The following is a 16,403-nucleotide window of genomic DNA, read 5'->3' on the forward strand; positions in this document are numbered from 1 at the left end:
ATGGGCGTTCAGTAATCCCGAGCGAAAAACACACCGATGCCGGTTTCGCCGCGCCCATCAACGGTTCCGCGCACGGTGAAATTGTCAGTGACGTCAAGGTTCAGGTTCACCTCGGTGTCACCTTCAGTGTTTACGGTGAAATCGGTATATAGATTGTCGCTCAGATAAGCACCGGCACCCAGACGACCTGCGCCGCCTTCAGATGCACCGATGTCCAAGGTATCGACGCCGGTCGCGTCTCTCAGACCCTTTGTGGCATCACCCCCAGCGCCGCTGAGCTGCGCCAGAGATGCCGCCATCTGCGCGATCACGATGGGCGAGAGTTCCGAGAAACGGTTGCCGAACAACAGCATGGCCAGGGCCTCTTCGGCGGGGCGTTCCGGATCGGAAAAGACGTCCACCTCGGGCGCATCCAGAGGACCCGCGATTTCGATCGTGGCGGTCCCGTCCGACGTGCTGGTGGAAGATTCGAACTCGATATAGGGCGTCAGGTCCCCTTGCAGCGTCACGATGCCTTTGGTCAGGGCCAGCCTGCGGCCCAGAATGTCGAAATTACCGCGGATCAGTTCGATCTGACCGGACGGAATGACCGAGGTCGTCGTCCCTCCGATAAACAACCGACCGCCAAGTTCCGCGTTTACACCACGTCCGCGCACGAAAACCGCTTTGGGGGCGAGCAGGCTGATGTCCAGCGCAATGCGGGAATCGCTTTTGGTTTTGCCTTCTTCGACAACCAGACCGGCGCGTTCTCTGGTTAGGAACCCCGCCGCGCTTTCGTTAATATGCTCAATGTCCGGTATCGGCGCAGCACCCACCGCACCGGCGGCGGCGGCCAGATTGATATTGGTTTCATCAAACGTGATCTGCCCGGAAATCGCGCTGTTTCCAGCCAATGCTCCGGTCCACGCGATCTGGCCGTTCAGAGTGGTCTCGTACAGTAACTTGTCCGTCAGCACGAGGCTGTTGAGGGTGGTCTTGATGTCCGCATTGAACGGCGGCGTCAGGTCCACGGGGCCTGCGACGGTAAAGTTCCCACCAGCGCGCACGCCGCCATTCAGCGAGATTGTGGCCCGGCTTTGCGCCAGATCGACCGAGCCGCTTATTCCTGTTATCGTCTGCCCTGCACCGGGGATGGCCAGCGACGTCCCCGAGGTGGTGATTTTGCCGCTGAGCGAGCTTAGGGCGGGTTTTCCTTTCAACCCGAGGTCAAATCGTGCTGTCCCGTCGATTTTGTTGGGCGTAATAAAGATGTTGGCCACGCCAAGATTGACGCCGCCTCGTGCTTTCAGGTCCGCTTCGCCCTTGCTTTCGTCAAATGTTCCCGCGATATCGCTGTTGATTTCGGCGGGACCATCGGCGGAGGCGTTGATTGTCCAGACGCCGTTATCGCGTTTTGCGGTTCCCGTCGCGGCGATAGTTCCCGGAAACTCGGGCGCAAATCGTTCGATTTTGTTCAGCTTGGCGTCGAAATCCACATCCGCTGACCCATTGTTTTCCACAGTGCCTGTAAGGGTCGCGTATGAGCTGTCTGGCCCCCGCAGCGTCGCGGTTCCTTCCAGTCCCGATCCGGTCGGAGCTACGTTTCCATCCAGTGTGAGCGGCCCGGAAAGCGTGCTAAGGATCCGACCCATGTCATCAAGCTGCACCGAGAAATTCAGGCCGCCGGCCTCACGATCGACTTTGCCTGACGCGGTGGCCGACAGCGCGGTCCCCGTCAGGCGGAAGGTCCGGACATCCAGGCCCTCATCGCCGTTTTCTGCGTCGACGTTCAGGGTCGTTCGGCCCTGGATCAGTTTATCGACAATCTCGATCCCGGTCTGAATGTCGTCGGCATCCACGTTGCCCTGTACGTCAAAGACACGGCTCGACAGGTTTCCGTTGCCCTGAACATCCGCCGTGACCGAGCCGCTCAGGTCGCGTCCGGCGAGACCCGCGAACAGAGAAAGATCTGGCGCGTTCAGGCTGGCTTCGCCGTCGACGGACAAGTCTCCGGTCGGGTCATCGACTGTCGCCGCAACCTGCGCGGTCAGGGCTTTGCCGTTGACCGTCGCTTTGCGGATTTCGATCTGTTCGGCCGTTCGCGCGCCGTCCCATGTGATCGTGGTCCGACCCGTCAGCAGTGGGTCGATATCTGACATCCCAGTTGTGATGTCCTGTCCGATCACGTTCGCCGTGCCGTCGAATTCCAGTGTCTGCACCGTGCCCTTACCGTCCAGTTCCGCCTGCAGGGCGCCGCCGAGGTCACGCTTGGCGAGCCCAGAGAAAACAGAAAGGTCCGGTGCATTCACCTGGGCCTGACCATCGATGGTCAGATTGCCGTCCGGCGTTGTGACCTCACCGCTGGCTTGCGCCTGGGCCGCGTCGCTGTTCAGGTCAAACTCGCGGATGCTTATGCCCTCTGATCCGCGGTTGGCGTCCAGTGTGATCGTGGTTTCGCCCTTGATGACAGGGTCAATATCGTCACGACCGGTGGACAGGTTGCGGCCCTGAATGACCACTTTCCCGTCAAAGCTGCCTTCCAGCGGCGAGCCTTTGCCATCGACCTTGGCCGAGGCCTGGCCACCCAGTTCAAGCTTGGCCAGATCGGAAAACCGCGAAAGGTCGGAAGCGTCAAGCGATGCGGACCCGTCGACTGAAAGACCACTGGTCAACCCGCTGATCAGCGCGTCCAGAGCCAAAGTATAATCTGTCCCCACCAGTTCGAAGCCTGACAGGTTCAGGGACTGGCCACTGCCATAATCAAACAGGCTGTCCAGCGTAACCTGTTCACCCAAAGCAGCGTTCAGGGCCGGGTCGCTCAGGTTGATACCGGTCACGGTGGCCTGTACGTCACCCCGGACGCTGAAAGCATCGCCCTGCTCCAGAGTGCCCTGTGCTGTGATCTGGGCGCTTTCCAGTTTCGCTTGCGGAGAAGCGAATGCATTTGCCGTCAGACTCAGGTCCCACAAATTGCCGTTTTTCTGATCATAGAGGGCAGAGATCTGTGCTGCTTCGATCGACGTGTCTCCGCCCGCAACCGGAAGCACCACAGTGTCACCATCAGGCGGCGTGATACGGCCTTGCAAGGCCACCAACTGCAAGGTTCCGCCTTCGTCCAGGTGCAACTCGCCCTTTATATTCAGAGCCTGGGTGGTAAGTTCCAGATCCGAGATATCCAGCGCGCCCTCGGGTTTTGTCTGGCCGTCCACGAAAAGGCGTGTCCTCGACCCAAAGAACGGGTCCAGGTCCTCTGCCATGAACGGGGTCAGATCGCCGCCTAAATCGGCGGTAAAGGCGATCCCGTCCGCAGCACCGCTCTCGGCAGCCCGCAACCGGACTTGCCCGGTCACGCGCTGCTGATTGTCGCTGCTCAGCGCGATGTCGGCCGTGAAATCCGTCAACGGTCCTGCTCCCTTGGCCGTCAGACCAATCGGCGGGCTGTCCGGAATCTTCAGCGCTGTCGAGATCAGACCGCCCGACGCCTCACTGACCTGCAGGTCGAGATTGATCTCGCGCGAGGAGTTCTGGAACCCGGCAGTCAGCTTGATCTCGTCGCCGGCCCGGTCCAGTCGGGTGACATCCAGGTTGGTGTCCAGTGTGCCATCGGCCAGTGAAAGGTTCCCGGTCACCTTCAAATCAGCAGCCACGCCGATCAGCGGTTCGCCCAATGACAGTTCATCCACCCGGATCTCACCGATCTCAATTGAAACCGGCAGTTCCGGCAACTGGAAGGGTTGCGTCTCGGCTGTTGGCGCCGGTGTTTCTTTGGTGGTCGTGCCGGGCGCGCGGGCGATGTCGATCTCTTGCGCGGTCAGGGCGTTGACGGAAAACCGTCCGCGTATCAGGGCCAACCGGTTCCAGTCCAGTTCGGCGTCCTTGATGGTCAGCCAGACGCCCTCGTCGTCCGAAACCGTGATCTCTTCGATCGTGGCGCGGGCGCTCAGCGCCCCTTGCAGGCCCTTGACGGTAACGTTCTGATCGTCGCCGGACAGAGTGTCCTGCAGAAACCGCTCCAACATACTGCCGCCGCTGTCGTCTTCCTGGGCAAGAAGGGGCTGAGGCGCGGTCAGCAGAAGCGCCGTGGTTAGGACAGGATATGAATAGCGCCAAATCAAAATGCCTGTCCGATCCCGATATAGAACTGCAGACCGTTGCCGGTGTCACCCTGTACCGGCACCGCCAGGTCAAGGCGCAGCGGGCCGAACCCGCCCAGGTCGTATCTGACGCCAAGTCCGGCCCCGGAATGATACTCAGCGCCACTTCCGATGAACGAAGACGTATCGACGGTACCATAGTCGTAAAAGCCGACAAGCGATATCGTGTCGGTGATTTTCCCACGAATTTCGCCGGACAGGCCAAGAAAGGATTTGCCACCGGCCACCCCGCCATTGATGGGAATGCCGAGGCTTTCATACGGTTGCCCGCGCACGGTCCCAGCGCCGCCCGAGAAAAACAGGAAGTCCGGTGTTACCCCGTCGGGTGACGGGCCGATCACTGAACCCAGTTGCACACGGCCTGCCAAAACCAGCCTGCCGCCCGTGTTCAGGCTGGTGTACGCACGGCCGTCGAAAAACAGCCGGATGCCGGTTTCCGTGTCCGACAACCCGACAAACGGCATGACCTGCGAATCCAGATAGTACCCGCGCGTAGCACTGACCTTGCTGTCGCGTTGGTCCCATTCCGATCGAAACGGGAGGATGAAGTACCGGAACTTGCGCCCGCTGCCATAAGCGTCGTCCGCGTCCGACCATTGAAAACCAGCAGAAGCTTCCGCGTACAGGCGGTCGGAAAAAGTACGCCGCGCACCATATGCCAGTGACGTAATCCACACGTTGTAGTTGTCTGTGTTGCGCCGTTCCAGCAAGGCGCTCCAGAAAGTGTTGTCATCCGGGCCAAGTCTGTCCGGCTGATCCAGGCGCAGACCGATCCGGCCGTCCAGATCCTCGGATCCGCCGATATTCCGCAAGGCGAATTCGAACCTGAGCCTTTCGGCGCGGCGAGAGACGTTGCGGTGAATCCATGTGGCCGTTACATCGATCCCATCGCGCGAGGCGACTTCGAACCCGAATGACAGGCGGCGTTTGGGCAGGTCTTCGAAGGTCGCGTCGAAATCCAGTGTACCATCCGGGTTCGGAGTGTCTTTTTCCTCAATGGACACCACATTGAATGTACCGGTGCGCCTCAGCCGTGTACCGACTTTCTGTATCTTCTCCGGCGAATACACCTCACCGGAAGGGAAGCCTGCGATTTTTTCGATCGAACTGTGGCGCACATCCGTGTCGCCGGAGATGATCATCTTGCCAAATGTCAGGCGCGGACCCGGGGCAAGGTCGATCTCGGTATCCAGTTTTCTCTGTTGATGGCGGGCGATGACCCTTTGATCCTGGACTTCGGCTTTGGCGTGCCCGGCATCGCGCCAGCCCTGCACTCCGGCCGAGGCTGCCTGCTGAATCGCACCGGTTGTTGCCAGCTTGCCGGTGGCGAACTCCTCGGGCAACTCGGTTTGTGGGGCGACGGGTTCAACGACAGCGGTGCCAAAGGTAAAGGTCGGGCCGGTGTTGACTGTGATGACGGCCCGATTGATCTCGGCGGGTACCGTGAGTGAACTGATCTCTGCAGCTTCCTGACCATCCAGTTTGATGCTGACGACGGGACTGAAATACCCCTCGTCATACAAAATCTGAACGATGGTGCGATAATCGGACAAGGCGGCTGAAAGAATTTCCAGCGGCGTGTCCAATCCTCTGTCTTCCGCAGTTGCGACCGAGGACGTTTCCGCAAGCCGCTCAATCAGTTCTTTCGGCGCGCCGGGCACTGTCAGTGTGGTTTCCAATGCGGCCAGAGTTGTTGGAAATGCAGCCGTTATCGCGCCGAGAAGGCATTTTTTCGCAAAAGCCCGCGGCCAGCTTTCCTGCATCGAATGGCTCCAACTGCCCCAAGTCGAAATCAAAAAATCGCCGTCTTTTGAATGGCAACGGCTGATTGCATTCATGTTAGAGCATCAGTTTCAGTGCAGGGAAAGAATTTATCGAAAAACTCGCCAAAATAGCTGTTCGTGTGGTGGTCAGGACCCGGCGTTGCAGAACCAGCAAAGGGTGGCTTTGCGGTATTCGGGTTCCACATGGGAGACATTGGCAGGTGGCATTTCTTGGGTCACTCCCACCTGAAGGTAGATTTGATGTGTGTTGCGGGTGATTTCGCCTTCAGTTTCCGGCAGAACACCCTTCGAAGCCCTGAGGACGCGCTCCCAACCCGGTTCGCGCAAAGCATGGACAGTTGCCCAGCAGGACGTGATGGGCCTCTTCAGCTGCTGCGTTCGTTTGTTCGAAAGGCGTATGAGATTGGGTATCGACCTCTCACAGCGGCTTGAACATCGGTGCAGTCGACAACCACATGACGGCGACGAGCAACATCGCGACGCCCATCAGGAATACCAGCGCGGCGATGAACCGGTTGTATCTGGTCGCAAATACCAGTGCGTAATAGCCCGACAGCATCAGGTCTCCATGGAGCGTCAGTTTGTGAATTCCATGAACGCGCAAATTGGCGATGTGGTGCTCGCTTCCGCAATCTGTGTCTTCAGTTGGCCCGGCAAGTTGAACGCCCATATGGCGAGAGCAAAAGGATCACGTAGTAGTCGACTACGCAACCGGATGTGCCAAATTTATCGCTCAGCCAAGAAGATCGGCCTGATCGCAATCGTGCTGAACCCGGCCCTGCCCAATGAAATGGTCCCCGAGGCGGCCGAGGAGGTTTCAAGCGGTATGGCAGAGCATGCATCAGCCTGTTTGGCGTGCTTATAGTCGGGCACACGCGGTTCGCGGAGTACTGCGGTCAGCTCAGACGTTGGCCATCAGGCGAGCCACGTCCAGCATACGCGCCGAAAACCCCCATTCATTGTCATACCAGCCGAAGACGCGGACCTGATGTTCACCGACCATCCGCGTCTCGGGGCCTGCTAGGACAAGGGATTCCGGCCTTGTGCGCAAGTCCGACGAGACCAGGGGGTGATCGGTCCAGCCCAGAACGGGTGACTGAGCGACGGCTCTACGCAGTTCTGCGTCAAAAGCGGTCTCGGACATGCCACGCTCAAGCGTAACAACCAGATCGACGGCGGACACGCTGGCCGTGGGAACGCGAACGGCTGCGCCCGAGATGCGGCCAGCGAGATGGGGCATGACGTCGTCAATGAGATGCGTGGCGCTGGTGGTTGTCGGGACCATGGACAGAGCACCGGCACGTGAGCGCGCCAGATCTCCGCGCGGTGCGTCGACCATGGGCTGGCTGTTGGTATAGCAGTGAATCGTCGTCATGTGGGCCGAGGCGATGCCTCCGATCCGGTCCAGTACTTTGATCAGAGGCGCCAGCCCGTTTGTGGTACAGGAGGCGTTTGATACGATCCGTGCATTGCCCAACTGATCTTCGTTGGCGCCAAGAACAATTGTGACTTCGGTTGCGGGTGAGGGGCCTGAGATCAGAACTTTGCCCGCCCCGGCTGTCAGTCCCTGGCTGGCAACGTCTGATGTGCGCGCGACTCCCGTGCAATCCATCAAAACATCGACACCGGACAGATCTACGCGCGACAGATCCGCGCTGTGGGTGACCGGGAATGCGTGCCCATCAATCAAGATGGTTTCGTCACCCGTTTCAACCGTGCCAGGAAACGGGCCAAATGTGCTGTCATATTTGAAAAGATAGGCACAGGTTTCAAGCGGAGCGATATCGTTGATCAGCACCAGCTCGATGTCCGAACCTTGCGGCAAGGCCAGAAGCTGCCGCAGGATCGTGCGGCCGATACGGCCGAATCCGTTGATTGCGAGTTTCATGCGCAAGCTATGGCAGCGCGCCGGTCAGACCTCAATGGCCGTTTCGACCACACGTCAGTTGCAACTGACCTGTGAAAAGAACTGACCCGAGATGTTCTGATACATGCTGGCCACGATCGGCTTGCATCCTGTCGCCTGCTGAATGGCTGCAATGGCCTGAACGGTGCGCAGGCGCGGCGGCGGGCCAAAGGGGTTCAGGTTGTTGTTGTCGCGCGTGGCGCGGTACACGACCGGAGCGTCCGATACCTGCGTCACGGCCCATGTGCGGCTCATGACGAAAACCGATTTGGTTTCTTCCTTGGCGACAACAGGTGTTGACCCGAAAGCCGTCAGGCCAATTGTTGCTGCCAGTGCCAGCATTGATCCGCGCAGTACCATTGAAAATCTCCAGTGCTAAAAACCGGTGTTATTTCACCAGATTCAAGCGCTTCTGTGAACCCCTGCGACGGAAAAAACCGAATCCACGTCAGCGTTTAGCCAGGGACAGGTGCATGTCATTGTAGTGCAGTTAGCGGAATCGACCTGGACCGCCTGCGGGCAAAAGGCGTGCAGCCAGATGTAATCGCCAGCCACGACCGCGACCCAATCCTCGTTGAGCCGGTAGACGGCTTTACTTTCAGGACATAATGCCCGTTTTGAATCACGTGAATTTCGGCACAAGGGATCACCACTCGGACGTCAGTGAATATGGGGCGATCAGTTAATAACTGGTCCTGATCGCGGTGGCTATCTGTGAGCGTGCAATATGTGGCGTGTGCCATGGATACCTTTGGTTTCAGTTTCCGGCACCATGCTGGGACTGTCCCGCCGCCTCAGGCGTCTGACATGCAAAAGGTTTACTTGGAAATTTTTAAGGGCGCGCAACAGGGCTTGGCCCTTGTTCGTTGCCGGTATAGTCTTGAATGTAAAACTATTTCAGCAAAGCGAGGCGACCATGAAAGCCTGGATTTCTTCTACATTGGTAGCAGTTGCGGTTCTGGGAGCGGCAGTGGCCAGCCAGGCAAAGCCGCTTTCCCGAATCATCGCAGAAATGGGGTTGAGCCCCGAGGATTTTAACGTGGTGAACGTGACAGCGGATGCGATGCTCGCAGGTGGTGCGCCTCAGGTGGGAACGGAGAGCACGTGGGCCAACGAAGCGACCGGCTCGATGGGCACGATCCGCGTACGCGAAGTCCGCGACAATTGCGTTCACTTGCAGCACTTCATTCAGCCTGAAGGCTCTGATCAGACACGCGAGGTCAGAACCCGCCGGTGCCGCGATGCCAGCGGCAACTGGATCCTGACGCCCTGAATCTGAGCTAGTACCCGCGCGCCCGGTCGACCTCGTGCAACAGGGGCGCTCCTGCCTTCAACCGTTGAAAGTTTTCGCCCACATCCGCCAGCGCTTCGCCCAGATGCCAGCCGGAAACATGCGGCGTGATCGTCACGCCGGGATGCGCCCACAACGGATTGTCTGATGGCAGCGGCTCTGTCGTAGTCACGTCCAGAACAGCATGGCCCGGTGTGCCGTTGTCCAGCGCAGTTATCAGAGCGTCCTCGTCGATCAGGTCCCCGCGACCCGCATTCAGCAATTGACTGCCGGGTTTCATGACGGCCAGCATCTTGGCATCGAAAAGCCCGACTGTCTGAGGAGTGGATGGGAGGATTGCGCAGACATGGTCGCACTGGCCCAGCAATTCCGGAAGGGCCGCGTCGCCATGCAGGCAGGTGACGCCGTCAATCTGCTTGGGCGACCGGCTCCAGCCCATAACCCGGAAACCGACGGAGTGCAGCATCCTGGCACTGCGCGATCCGATATGGCCCAGTCCGAGAACACCAACCACTGTGTCCGGCGAATAGATGGGCGCTTTCGGCACCCATTCCGCGCGGCGTTGTGCGGCCTCGTGGAACGTCATGTGTCTTTGGTGGCGCAGGACATAGGCTACAAACCATTCGGCGATGCCTTGCGCAGGCGCGTCCGGTTTCAGGCGGGTCACGCGGACATGAACGGGCAGGTTGGGGTTGCCGACGATTGTCTCGACCCCGGCGCCCAGTTTTTGCACCAGTTGCAAATTCGGCAAACGTTTGGGGTGGTCGTCGTTCAGCCCGACCACAGCAACCATGGTGATGTCGCTGGGATCTCCGAGTGTCGATGGCGTTCGCACATCCGTTCCGGGGTAAAGCCGTTGAACTTCGCGGGCAATGTCGTTGTCGCTTATCCAATCGGACAGCCCGGTTTCAATCAACAACGCCATATTGCGCCCCCTCTGTTTCAATTTGACCGTTTTGACGTTTCGTCACCCAACTGGACATCGTAAACGCAGCTAAGTCATTCTTTGGCTGAAGGTAAAGTCTGGTCGATGGATCGGACAAAGAAACAGATGCAGGAAGAGGGTTGAGGCAGCACATGAACAGGAAAACCGACCTGAGCCGTCAGACGTATTTTCACCAAAGTGCGGACGGTGCCTTTGTCGGCAATGATCCTGCGCGTGGTCCGTGGTCGGCTGACCACTGTCATGCGGGTCCGGTTAGCGGTCTGATCGTGCGAGCCGCGGAAACCGAGATCGGCCCGGAAAAAATGTTGACCCGTCTGACTGTTGACCTGTTGCGGCCACTGCCGCTGGCAGGTCTGCGTGTGGCTGCGGAAACCACGCGCCACACCAAGACGCTGGCGACCACACGTGTGACGGTTCATGATCTCGACGACACGCTCTGTGCCACAGCAACAACCATGCACCTGGCGCGCAGGGATCTGGGGCCGGTTCCCAACGTGACACTGTCCCCGCCCATTCTGGAGGACGCTGTGAAAGGCCCTTTCCCGATAGGTGAAATACGCCACGGCCTGCCGGGCTTTGCAAACCACTCCGAAGTGCTCTACCCCAGAAACGGCAATCAAGGCCCCGGACCAAAGACGGTCTGGATGCGGACGCCGAAATTGCTTGAGGGCGAGGCGCAATCGCCGATTCAGGCACTTTGCCCGCTGGCCGATTGCGGCAACGGTATCTCGTGGAACGCGCCAACGGCTGAGATGGGATTCATGAACGCCGACCTGACCGTGCAAGTCCACCGCGAACCGGTTTCGGAATGGCTGGCCTCAGACTCCATTTGTCATTGGCAATCGTCGGGCATCGGCATGTCTCAATCAGTTCTCTATGACACCGAAGGCCCTGTCGGCGCGGCCTTGCAGACCCTCGTTCTGTTCCCGCCTAACTGATCCGCAGGCCAGTTTCTGCAAGCGCCTCGCGAAACGCATTGCCGGGTGCTGACCGACACACTATCTTTCGCCCATGCGTTGGATTGCGACCCTGTTGACCTGCTGTTTGCCGATCCCGGCCATGGCACACCCCCATGTCTTCATTGACACCGGGTTGGAATTTATCGTGGATGAGGCGGGTCAACTGACGCATGTGCGGGTCACCTGGGCGTATGATGAATTCTACTCGCTGTTGATCCTCGAAGACATGAAGCTGGATCAGGATGCAGATGGCATCCTGACCGAAGACGAGCAACAGTTACTATCCGGTTTCGATGCTCAATGGGTTGAGGGGTATAACGGTGATCTGGTCGTGCTCTCGGACGGGGCAACCGTAGCCCTGTCCGGCCCTCTGGAACCGCAGGCCACCACTGAAGACGGGCGGGTTGTCACTACCCATCTGCGCGCGGTTGAGGGCGGCGCGGTGCCTGTCCTGGCGCTGTCGGCAAAAGCGTTTGATGAGACCTTTTACACCGCCTACGAAGTGACCCGGCCGGTTACGGTCTCGGGGCCTGCGACCTGTGAGGTCAACCGGGTTGAGCCCGACATCGACGGCCAGCTGGCACAAATGCAGGCTTTTCTTCGGACGCTGGATGCCGATTTTGACCTCGAAGAAAATGACATCCCTCTGGTCGGGGAGAACTTTGCGACTGAGATCCGCGTTTCATGTCCAAATACCTGATTGTACCTGTCGCCATTTCCGTTGGTCTGCTGCTGTGGTTCTGGGGCAGTGGCGGGTTTGATCACCTGGCCGCATGGGCTGCGGGTGAGCAGCGGGAATTCCAGAACCAGATCGCGCGATCCTTGCGCGCTGCCCGCGCCGAACAGCCCGAGGCCGTCGCAACCCTGCTGACGGTGTGTTTTGCCTATGGCTTCTTCCATGCAATCGGACCCGGCCACGGTAAGGTGCTGATCGGAGGTTACGGACTTGGCCGCCGCATCGCGTTCTGGCGCCTGTCCGCCATCAGTGTGCTGTCCAGTCTTGGGCAGGCAGTCACGGCCATCGTGCTGGTCTATGCCGGGGTTCTGGTGTTCCAGATGTCTCGCGAAAGCCTTGTGGGCACGACCGAGCAGGTCATGGCCCCCATTAGCTACGCTGCCATTGCTGCAATTGGGTTGTGGCTAGTGTTCCGGGCCAGTCGCAGTTTTGCACGGCGTGTCCGCAGCGAAACCGCGCATCATCACCACTATGATCACGATCACAATCATCATGACCACGATCACGACGTTTGCTCAGACTGCGGCCACCGGCACGGCCCCACCGCAGAGGAAGTGGCACATATCGGCAGCCTGCGTGAGGCCGCGTTGCTGATTGCAGGTATTGCGGCACGCCCCTGCACCGGCGCGTTGTTTGTGCTGATCCTGACCTGGCAGATGGGCATCGCGATGGTCGGTATAGCGGGGGCCTTTGCGATGGCTCTGGGCACGGCGACTGTGACGACACTGGTCGGTTGGACCTCGTTCGGCTTGCGCGGCGGATTGCTGGTCTCGGCATCGGCCACGCGGTTTGCCTCGGTGTTGGCGCCGACTATCGAACTGGTGGCTGGACTGCTAATCGCGGTGATTGCTGGTGGTCTGTTGCTGCGCGCGATTTAGTCGAAGACAGGCTCAGGATACCCAACTCGCGCCAGATAGAGGCCCTGCGGCGGGCAAACCGGCCCGCAGGCGGCGCGGTCGGCGGCCTGTAGCGCATCGCGTACATCTTCGGGCGTCCACGCTCCGGCGCCGACTCGTTCCAGCGTGCCAACGAAACTGCGCACCTGATTGTGCAGGAACGACCGGGCGCGGACGTGGAAATGTATCTCGGGGCCGGAAAAGCCCTCAACCTGCTCGACCCGTAGTTCATCCAGCGTTTTGACCGGGCTGGCCGCCTGACAGATGGATGAGCGGAAGGTGGTGAAATCATGCCGCCCGATCAGCATATCTGCCCCGGCCTGCATCGCATCGACGTTGAGCCGGTGGTTGATCTGCCAGACCTGTCCGGCGTCATGGGTCGCAGGTGCGCGGCGCATCAGAATACGGAACAGGTATTGCCGTTCCAACGCCGAAAACCGTGCGTGCCAGTCGTCATCCACCCGGGCAGCTTTCACGATGGCCACAGGCTGCGGCTTGAGATGGTAATTCAGCGCCTCGGACAGGCGGAACGGGTCCCATTCCTTGACCAGATCACAATGGGCCACCTGTCCCAGTGCATGAACGCCGGCATCGGTGCGTCCGGCGGCAGCGATGGTGTGCTCTCCGGGCTGGATACGCGACAAGGCCTGTTCGATCGCCCCTTGAACGGACGGCAATTCCTTTTGCCGCTGCCACCCGGCAAACGGCTCCCCCTGGTATTCGACTTTCAGCGCGTATCTAGGCATGGGCTGCTGGTAACGCGCCGCGCACGGACGGGCAAGAGCGGGAAAGCGCTGGCATGTCCGGCGACGGCTACCTATCTTGAGCGAAACGATAAAAGCGGGGCGACAGTTTGGTCATCTCTTCTCTGGCAGACAGTCTTGTGCGCGGCGTCGAGTCCGTGGGCGACCGCGTGTCTGAGGCACTGTTCGAGCCCATGATCCGTCTGGGCGTCACCGGGTTGGCGCGGTCGGGAAAGACAGTGTTCATCACCTCTCTGGTCGCGAACCTGCTGGACCGGGGGCGGATGCCGGGCCTTGTGGCGCAGCAGGAAGGCCGGATCAATGCGGTTTACTTGCAACCGCAGCCCGACGATACGGTGCCCCGGTTCGACTATGAAAACCATTTGGCCGCGCTGACCGGAGCACAGCCTCACTGGCCGGATAGTACCCGCGCCGTATCTGAGTTGCGGCTTTCCTTCAAAGCCCGTCCCGCCGGTTTGCTATCGGGTCTGCAAGGGCCGCGAACCGTTCATCTGGACATCGTGGATTATCCGGGCGAATGGCTGCTGGATCTGGCTTTGCTGGATAAATCCTACGAGGTCTGGTCAAGAGAAACGCTTGAACGCATTGCCGGTCGCGCCGAGGCTGCGGGCTTTCTTGAACAAGCCAAAGCGGCAGAACCAACTGAGACGCATGACGAGCCTACGGCGCAGGCCTTGGCCAAAGAGTTTGCGACCTATTTGAGCGCCGCGCGAGATGCCGGGTTCTATGACTGCACGCCGGGGCGTTTCTTGCTGCCGGGCGATCTGGCGGGTTCTCCGGTGCTGACCTTTGCGCCTTTACCTGTCGACGGCCATGCGCCCCGGCGCAGCCTGCACCGGGAAATGGCGCGGCGGTACGAAGCCTATAAGTCTCAGGTTGTGAAGCCGTTCTTTCGGGATCACTTTGCGCGGATCGACCGGCAGGTGGTTCTGGTCGATGCGCTGGGAGCGATCCACAAAGGGCCACAAGCGGTCGAGGACATGCGCCGCGCCATGGCTGATATTCTGTCCGCCTTCCGCCCGGGGCGTAACGCCTGGCTCAGCCAGTTGCTGCTGGGAAAACGGGTCGAGCGTATCCTGTTCGCCGCCACCAAGGCCGACCATCTGCACCACCTGCAACATCCACGCCTGACCCACATCATGGAGGCTCTGACCCGCGACGCCCGCGACCGTGCAAGCTTTGCCGGGGCGGAAACGGCGGCGCTGTCCCTGGCTGCTTTGCGCGCAACGACCGAGGAAATCCGCACGCATAACGGGTCCAAATTGCCCTGCGTGCGCGGCACCCTGTTGGACGGCAAGCAGGCGGCTTTCTATCCCGGTGACCTGCCCGAAGACCCAAGCCATCTGCTGGGTCCGGCCCGCAACGGAGCGGAAAGCTGGCTGGGCGAAGACTATGGATTCATGGCCTTTTCACCAGCGCATCTGACCCTGCGGCCGGGTGACGGTCCGCCGCATATCCGGCTGGACCGTGCCGCGCAGTTTTTGATCGGAGACCGGTTGTGACCGTCGTCCTTCGTCCCGCCCGCAGCACCGATGCCGGTGCGACCGGAGAAATTCTGCACGGATTTGCTCGTGACAACGACTGGATGCCCGAATTGCATTCCTGCGCTGAAACCATCGCCTTTTGCGGTTGGATGATTGATCAGGGTTGGGTGACCGTGGCTGAAACCAATACAGGCGTTGTGGGGTTTCTGGCGCTCAAGGGGGATGAAATCCACTCCCTCTATCTGACACCGTCTGAATGCGGGCAGGGAATCGGCCAGCGCCTTCTGGATCAAGCCAAATCCCGGCAGGCGCAGCTGTCTCTGTTTGCGTTCCAGGCCAATCACGGGGCATGCCGGTTCTATGAGCACAACGGCTTTGCCGAGGTCGCCCGCAGCGACGGGGCGGAAAACGATGAAAACCTGCCGGACATCAAATACGTCTGGCAACGGAAAGGGGCTGAGAATGGCTAAAGGTCCGGTTCTGATTGATCTTGACGACGAGGAACCAGCTGCGGACGTAGCAGAGGCGCCGCCGGTTCCTGACGTTGCGCAGCCGCAAGGGCAGGCGATGCAAACGGCGGTTCGATTGACGGCGCGTAAACCGTCGGCCCTGTCGCGGTGGTTCTGGGGGCTGGCTCTGGCAGCGATTGGCGCGGTGGTGTCCGTCGCGGCCTGGGATTTCGTCAATTCACTGCTGTTACGGGCACCGATCCTTGGTTGGGTTATCACTGGCTTGTTTGCGGCGCTGGTATTGGTCGCACTGATCATCGCAATGCGGGAACTGGCCGCCATTGGGCGGTTGTCTCGCGTCGATGGAATGCGCCGCGCCGCAGACACGGCGCTGACCGAAGCCGATCTGGCACAGGCCCGCGTGGTCACGAACCGTCTGATCGCGTTCTACAAAGGGCGCGAAGAAACCCGTTGGGGCCGGGACCGATTGACTGAACGGATGGGCGAACAATTTGACGCCTCCGCGCTGCTGACCTTGGCCGAAGATGAATTGCTTGCCCCTCTGGACGAAGCCGCCAGCCGCGAGGTCGAGGCGGCAGCACGTCAGGTCGCCACGGTAACCGCCCTGGTGCCTCTGGCGTTGGCGGATGTCGCGACGGCGCTGGCGGCGTCATTGCGGATGATCCGCAGGGTTGCCGAGATTTACGGGGGGCGTGCAGGGTTTCTGGGCAGTTGGCGGCTGACCCGGGCAGTCTTTGTGCATCTGGTGGCCACCGGGGCTGTGGCCGTTGGCGATGACCTGCTGGAACCTGTTCTGGGGGGATCGGTCCTCAGCAAACTGTCCCGTCGCTTTGGCGAAGGGTTGGTGAACGGCGCACTCAGCGCGCGGGTCGGCGTGGCCGCGATGGAGGTCTGTCGTCCTTTACCGTTTTCTGACCGGCACAGGCCGTCCACCCGCGGTATGATCAAACGTGCGCTGAGTGGTTTGTTCTCGAAAACTTGACCTGACGCAAAGTCTTCCTGTCTGCTGGCGTGCATAACAAAGCCGGAGCCAG

The 16,403-nt window shown here is 60.0% G+C and carries 15 protein-coding genes and 1 pseudogene; 8 read left to right on the plus strand and 8 right to left on the minus strand.

Translation table 11 applies throughout. The annotated features are described in order from the left end of the window. Nucleotides 1–8 precede the first annotated feature (8 nt). The 3 genes from GOX66_RS08635 to GOX66_RS26285 all read right to left on the minus strand — a co-directional run bounded on the left by GOX66_RS08635 (nucleotide 9) and on the right by GOX66_RS26285 (nucleotide 6,476). Nucleotides 9–4,094 carry a translocation/assembly module TamB domain-containing protein gene (locus tag GOX66_RS08635; protein ID WP_174822696.1) on the minus strand — a complete coding sequence of 1,362 codons (4,086 nt, stop codon included), beginning with the start codon at nucleotides 4,092–4,094 and terminating at the stop codon, nucleotides 9–11. Continuing rightward, complete coding sequence (locus GOX66_RS08640; protein ID WP_170761619.1) at nucleotides 4,091–5,896, minus strand: autotransporter assembly complex protein TamA; 1,806 nt, start codon at nucleotides 5,894–5,896, stop codon at nucleotides 4,091–4,093. Before GOX66_RS08640 ends, GOX66_RS08635 begins: the two co-directional genes overlap by 4 nt. 439 nt (nucleotides 5,897–6,335) lie before the next feature. Then, the gene (locus GOX66_RS26285) at nucleotides 6,336–6,476 is read right to left on the minus strand and encodes a hypothetical protein (RefSeq protein ID WP_170761621.1); all 141 of its coding nucleotides are present in this window, start codon (nucleotides 6,474–6,476) and stop codon (nucleotides 6,336–6,338) included. Nucleotides 6,477–6,485: 9 nt separating this feature from the next. Between GOX66_RS26285 and GOX66_RS08650 the strand changes: the two genes are divergently transcribed. Then, complete coding sequence (locus GOX66_RS08650; protein WP_170761623.1) at nucleotides 6,486–6,782, plus strand: hypothetical protein; 297 nt, start codon at nucleotides 6,486–6,488, stop codon at nucleotides 6,780–6,782. A gap of 36 nt (nucleotides 6,783–6,818) precedes the next feature. Here the strand turns inward: GOX66_RS08650 and GOX66_RS08655 are convergent, their stop codons facing one another. The 3 genes and pseudogenes from GOX66_RS08655 to GOX66_RS25770 all read right to left on the minus strand — a co-directional run. Beyond that, the gene (locus tag GOX66_RS08655) at nucleotides 6,819–7,805 is read right to left on the minus strand and encodes a type I glyceraldehyde-3-phosphate dehydrogenase (RefSeq protein WP_170761625.1); all 987 of its coding nucleotides are present in this window, start codon (nucleotides 7,803–7,805) and stop codon (nucleotides 6,819–6,821) included. A gap of 54 nt (nucleotides 7,806–7,859) precedes the next feature. After that, nucleotides 7,860–8,183, minus strand: a complete 324-nt coding sequence (locus GOX66_RS08660) for a hypothetical protein (protein ID WP_170761627.1) — start codon at nucleotides 8,181–8,183, stop codon at nucleotides 7,860–7,862. A gap of 150 nt (nucleotides 8,184–8,333) precedes the next feature. After that, nucleotides 8,334–8,473: pseudogene (locus tag GOX66_RS25770) on the minus strand ((S)-ureidoglycine aminohydrolase); the annotation flags it as partial. 266 nt (nucleotides 8,474–8,739) lie between these two features. Here GOX66_RS25770 and GOX66_RS08665 point away from each other — a divergent pair. Continuing rightward, complete coding sequence (locus GOX66_RS08665) at nucleotides 8,740–9,096, plus strand: hypothetical protein (RefSeq protein ID WP_170761629.1); 357 nt, start codon at nucleotides 8,740–8,742, stop codon at nucleotides 9,094–9,096. Nucleotides 9,097–9,103: 7 nt separating this feature from the next. Here GOX66_RS08665 and GOX66_RS08670 read toward each other — a convergent pair whose 3' ends face one another. After that, complete coding sequence (locus tag GOX66_RS08670) at nucleotides 9,104–10,039, minus strand: 2-hydroxyacid dehydrogenase (protein WP_170761631.1); 936 nt, start codon at nucleotides 10,037–10,039, stop codon at nucleotides 9,104–9,106. Nucleotides 10,040–10,191: 152 nt separating this feature from the next. On the opposite strand from GOX66_RS08670, the gene GOX66_RS08675 reads away from it, so the two are divergent. The 3 genes from GOX66_RS08675 (at nucleotide 10,192) to GOX66_RS08685 (ending at nucleotide 12,633) form a co-directional block, all read left to right on the plus strand. Then, nucleotides 10,192–10,998 (plus strand): thioesterase family protein, encoded by an 807-nt coding sequence (locus tag GOX66_RS08675; RefSeq protein WP_170761633.1) that lies wholly within the window; start codon nucleotides 10,192–10,194, stop codon nucleotides 10,996–10,998. A gap of 121 nt (nucleotides 10,999–11,119) precedes the next feature. Beyond that, nucleotides 11,120–11,719 carry a DUF1007 family protein gene (locus GOX66_RS08680; protein WP_237212545.1) on the plus strand — a complete coding sequence of 200 codons (600 nt, stop codon included), beginning with the start codon at nucleotides 11,120–11,122 and terminating at the stop codon, nucleotides 11,717–11,719. After that, nucleotides 11,704–12,633: a nickel/cobalt transporter gene (locus GOX66_RS08685; RefSeq protein WP_170761637.1), complete on the plus strand. Its 930-nt coding sequence runs from the start codon at nucleotides 11,704–11,706 to the stop codon at nucleotides 12,631–12,633. Before GOX66_RS08680 ends, GOX66_RS08685 begins: the two co-directional genes overlap by 16 nt. On the opposite strand, the gene truA is transcribed toward GOX66_RS08685, so the two are convergent. Continuing rightward, nucleotides 12,630–13,397: a tRNA pseudouridine(38-40) synthase TruA gene (truA, locus tag GOX66_RS08690; RefSeq protein ID WP_170761639.1), complete on the minus strand. Its 768-nt coding sequence runs from the start codon at nucleotides 13,395–13,397 to the stop codon at nucleotides 12,630–12,632. The two genes, GOX66_RS08685 and truA, sit on opposite strands and share 4 nt — an antisense overlap. A gap of 107 nt (nucleotides 13,398–13,504) precedes the next feature. Between truA and GOX66_RS08695 the strand changes: the two genes are divergently transcribed. Genes GOX66_RS08695 through GOX66_RS08705 form a run of 3 tightly spaced genes read left to right on the plus strand, consistent with a single transcriptional unit; the run spans nucleotide 13,505 to nucleotide 16,351 of the window. After that, a complete protein-coding gene (locus tag GOX66_RS08695) occupies nucleotides 13,505–14,917 on the plus strand; it encodes a YcjX family GTP-binding protein (RefSeq protein ID WP_170761641.1) in 1,413 nt (470 codons plus the stop codon). Next, nucleotides 14,914–15,369, plus strand: coding sequence for a GNAT family N-acetyltransferase (locus tag GOX66_RS08700; RefSeq protein ID WP_170761643.1), 456 nt, complete (start codon nucleotides 14,914–14,916; stop codon nucleotides 15,367–15,369). Before GOX66_RS08695 ends, GOX66_RS08700 begins: the two co-directional genes overlap by 4 nt. Next, nucleotides 15,362–16,351 carry a YcjF family protein gene (locus GOX66_RS08705; protein WP_170761645.1) on the plus strand — a complete coding sequence of 330 codons (990 nt, stop codon included), beginning with the start codon at nucleotides 15,362–15,364 and terminating at the stop codon, nucleotides 16,349–16,351. Before GOX66_RS08700 ends, GOX66_RS08705 begins: the two co-directional genes overlap by 8 nt. Nucleotides 16,352–16,403 lie beyond the last annotated feature (52 nt).

It is taken from the genome of Ruegeria lacuscaerulensis (assembly GCF_013031245.1).
Lineage (GTDB): Bacteria > Pseudomonadota > Alphaproteobacteria > Rhodobacterales > Rhodobacteraceae > Ruegeria > Ruegeria lacuscaerulensis_C.

Bases quoted from the DNA above. Each gene is read 5' to 3' on its own strand.
- GOX66_RS08640 (WP_170761619.1), bottom strand. From the start codon at position 5,896: ATGCAGGAAAGCTGGCCGCGGGCTTTTGCGAAAAAATGCCTTCTCGGC.
- GOX66_RS26285 (WP_170761621.1), bottom strand. From the start codon at position 6,476: ATGCTGTCGGGCTATTACGCACTGGTATTTGCGACCAGATACAACCGG.
- GOX66_RS08650 (WP_170761623.1), top strand. From the start codon at position 6,486: ATGGAGCGTCAGTTTGTGAATTCCATGAACGCGCAAATTGGCGATGTG.
- GOX66_RS08655 (WP_170761625.1), bottom strand. From the start codon at position 7,805: ATGAAACTCGCAATCAACGGATTCGGCCGTATCGGCCGCACGATCCTG.
- GOX66_RS08660 (WP_170761627.1), bottom strand. From the start codon at position 8,183: ATGGTACTGCGCGGATCAATGCTGGCACTGGCAGCAACAATTGGCCTG.
- GOX66_RS08665 (WP_170761629.1), top strand. From the start codon at position 8,740: ATGAAAGCCTGGATTTCTTCTACATTGGTAGCAGTTGCGGTTCTGGGA.
- GOX66_RS08670 (WP_170761631.1), bottom strand. From the start codon at position 10,039: ATGGCGTTGTTGATTGAAACCGGGCTGTCCGATTGGATAAGCGACAAC.
- GOX66_RS08675 (WP_170761633.1), top strand. From the start codon at position 10,192: ATGAACAGGAAAACCGACCTGAGCCGTCAGACGTATTTTCACCAAAGT.
- GOX66_RS08680 (WP_237212545.1), top strand. From the start codon at position 11,120: ATGGCACACCCCCATGTCTTCATTGACACCGGGTTGGAATTTATCGTG.
- GOX66_RS08685 (WP_170761637.1), top strand. From the start codon at position 11,704: ATGTCCAAATACCTGATTGTACCTGTCGCCATTTCCGTTGGTCTGCTG.
- truA (WP_170761639.1), bottom strand. From the start codon at position 13,397: ATGCCTAGATACGCGCTGAAAGTCGAATACCAGGGGGAGCCGTTTGCC.
- GOX66_RS08705 (WP_170761645.1), top strand. From the start codon at position 15,362: ATGGCTAAAGGTCCGGTTCTGATTGATCTTGACGACGAGGAACCAGCT.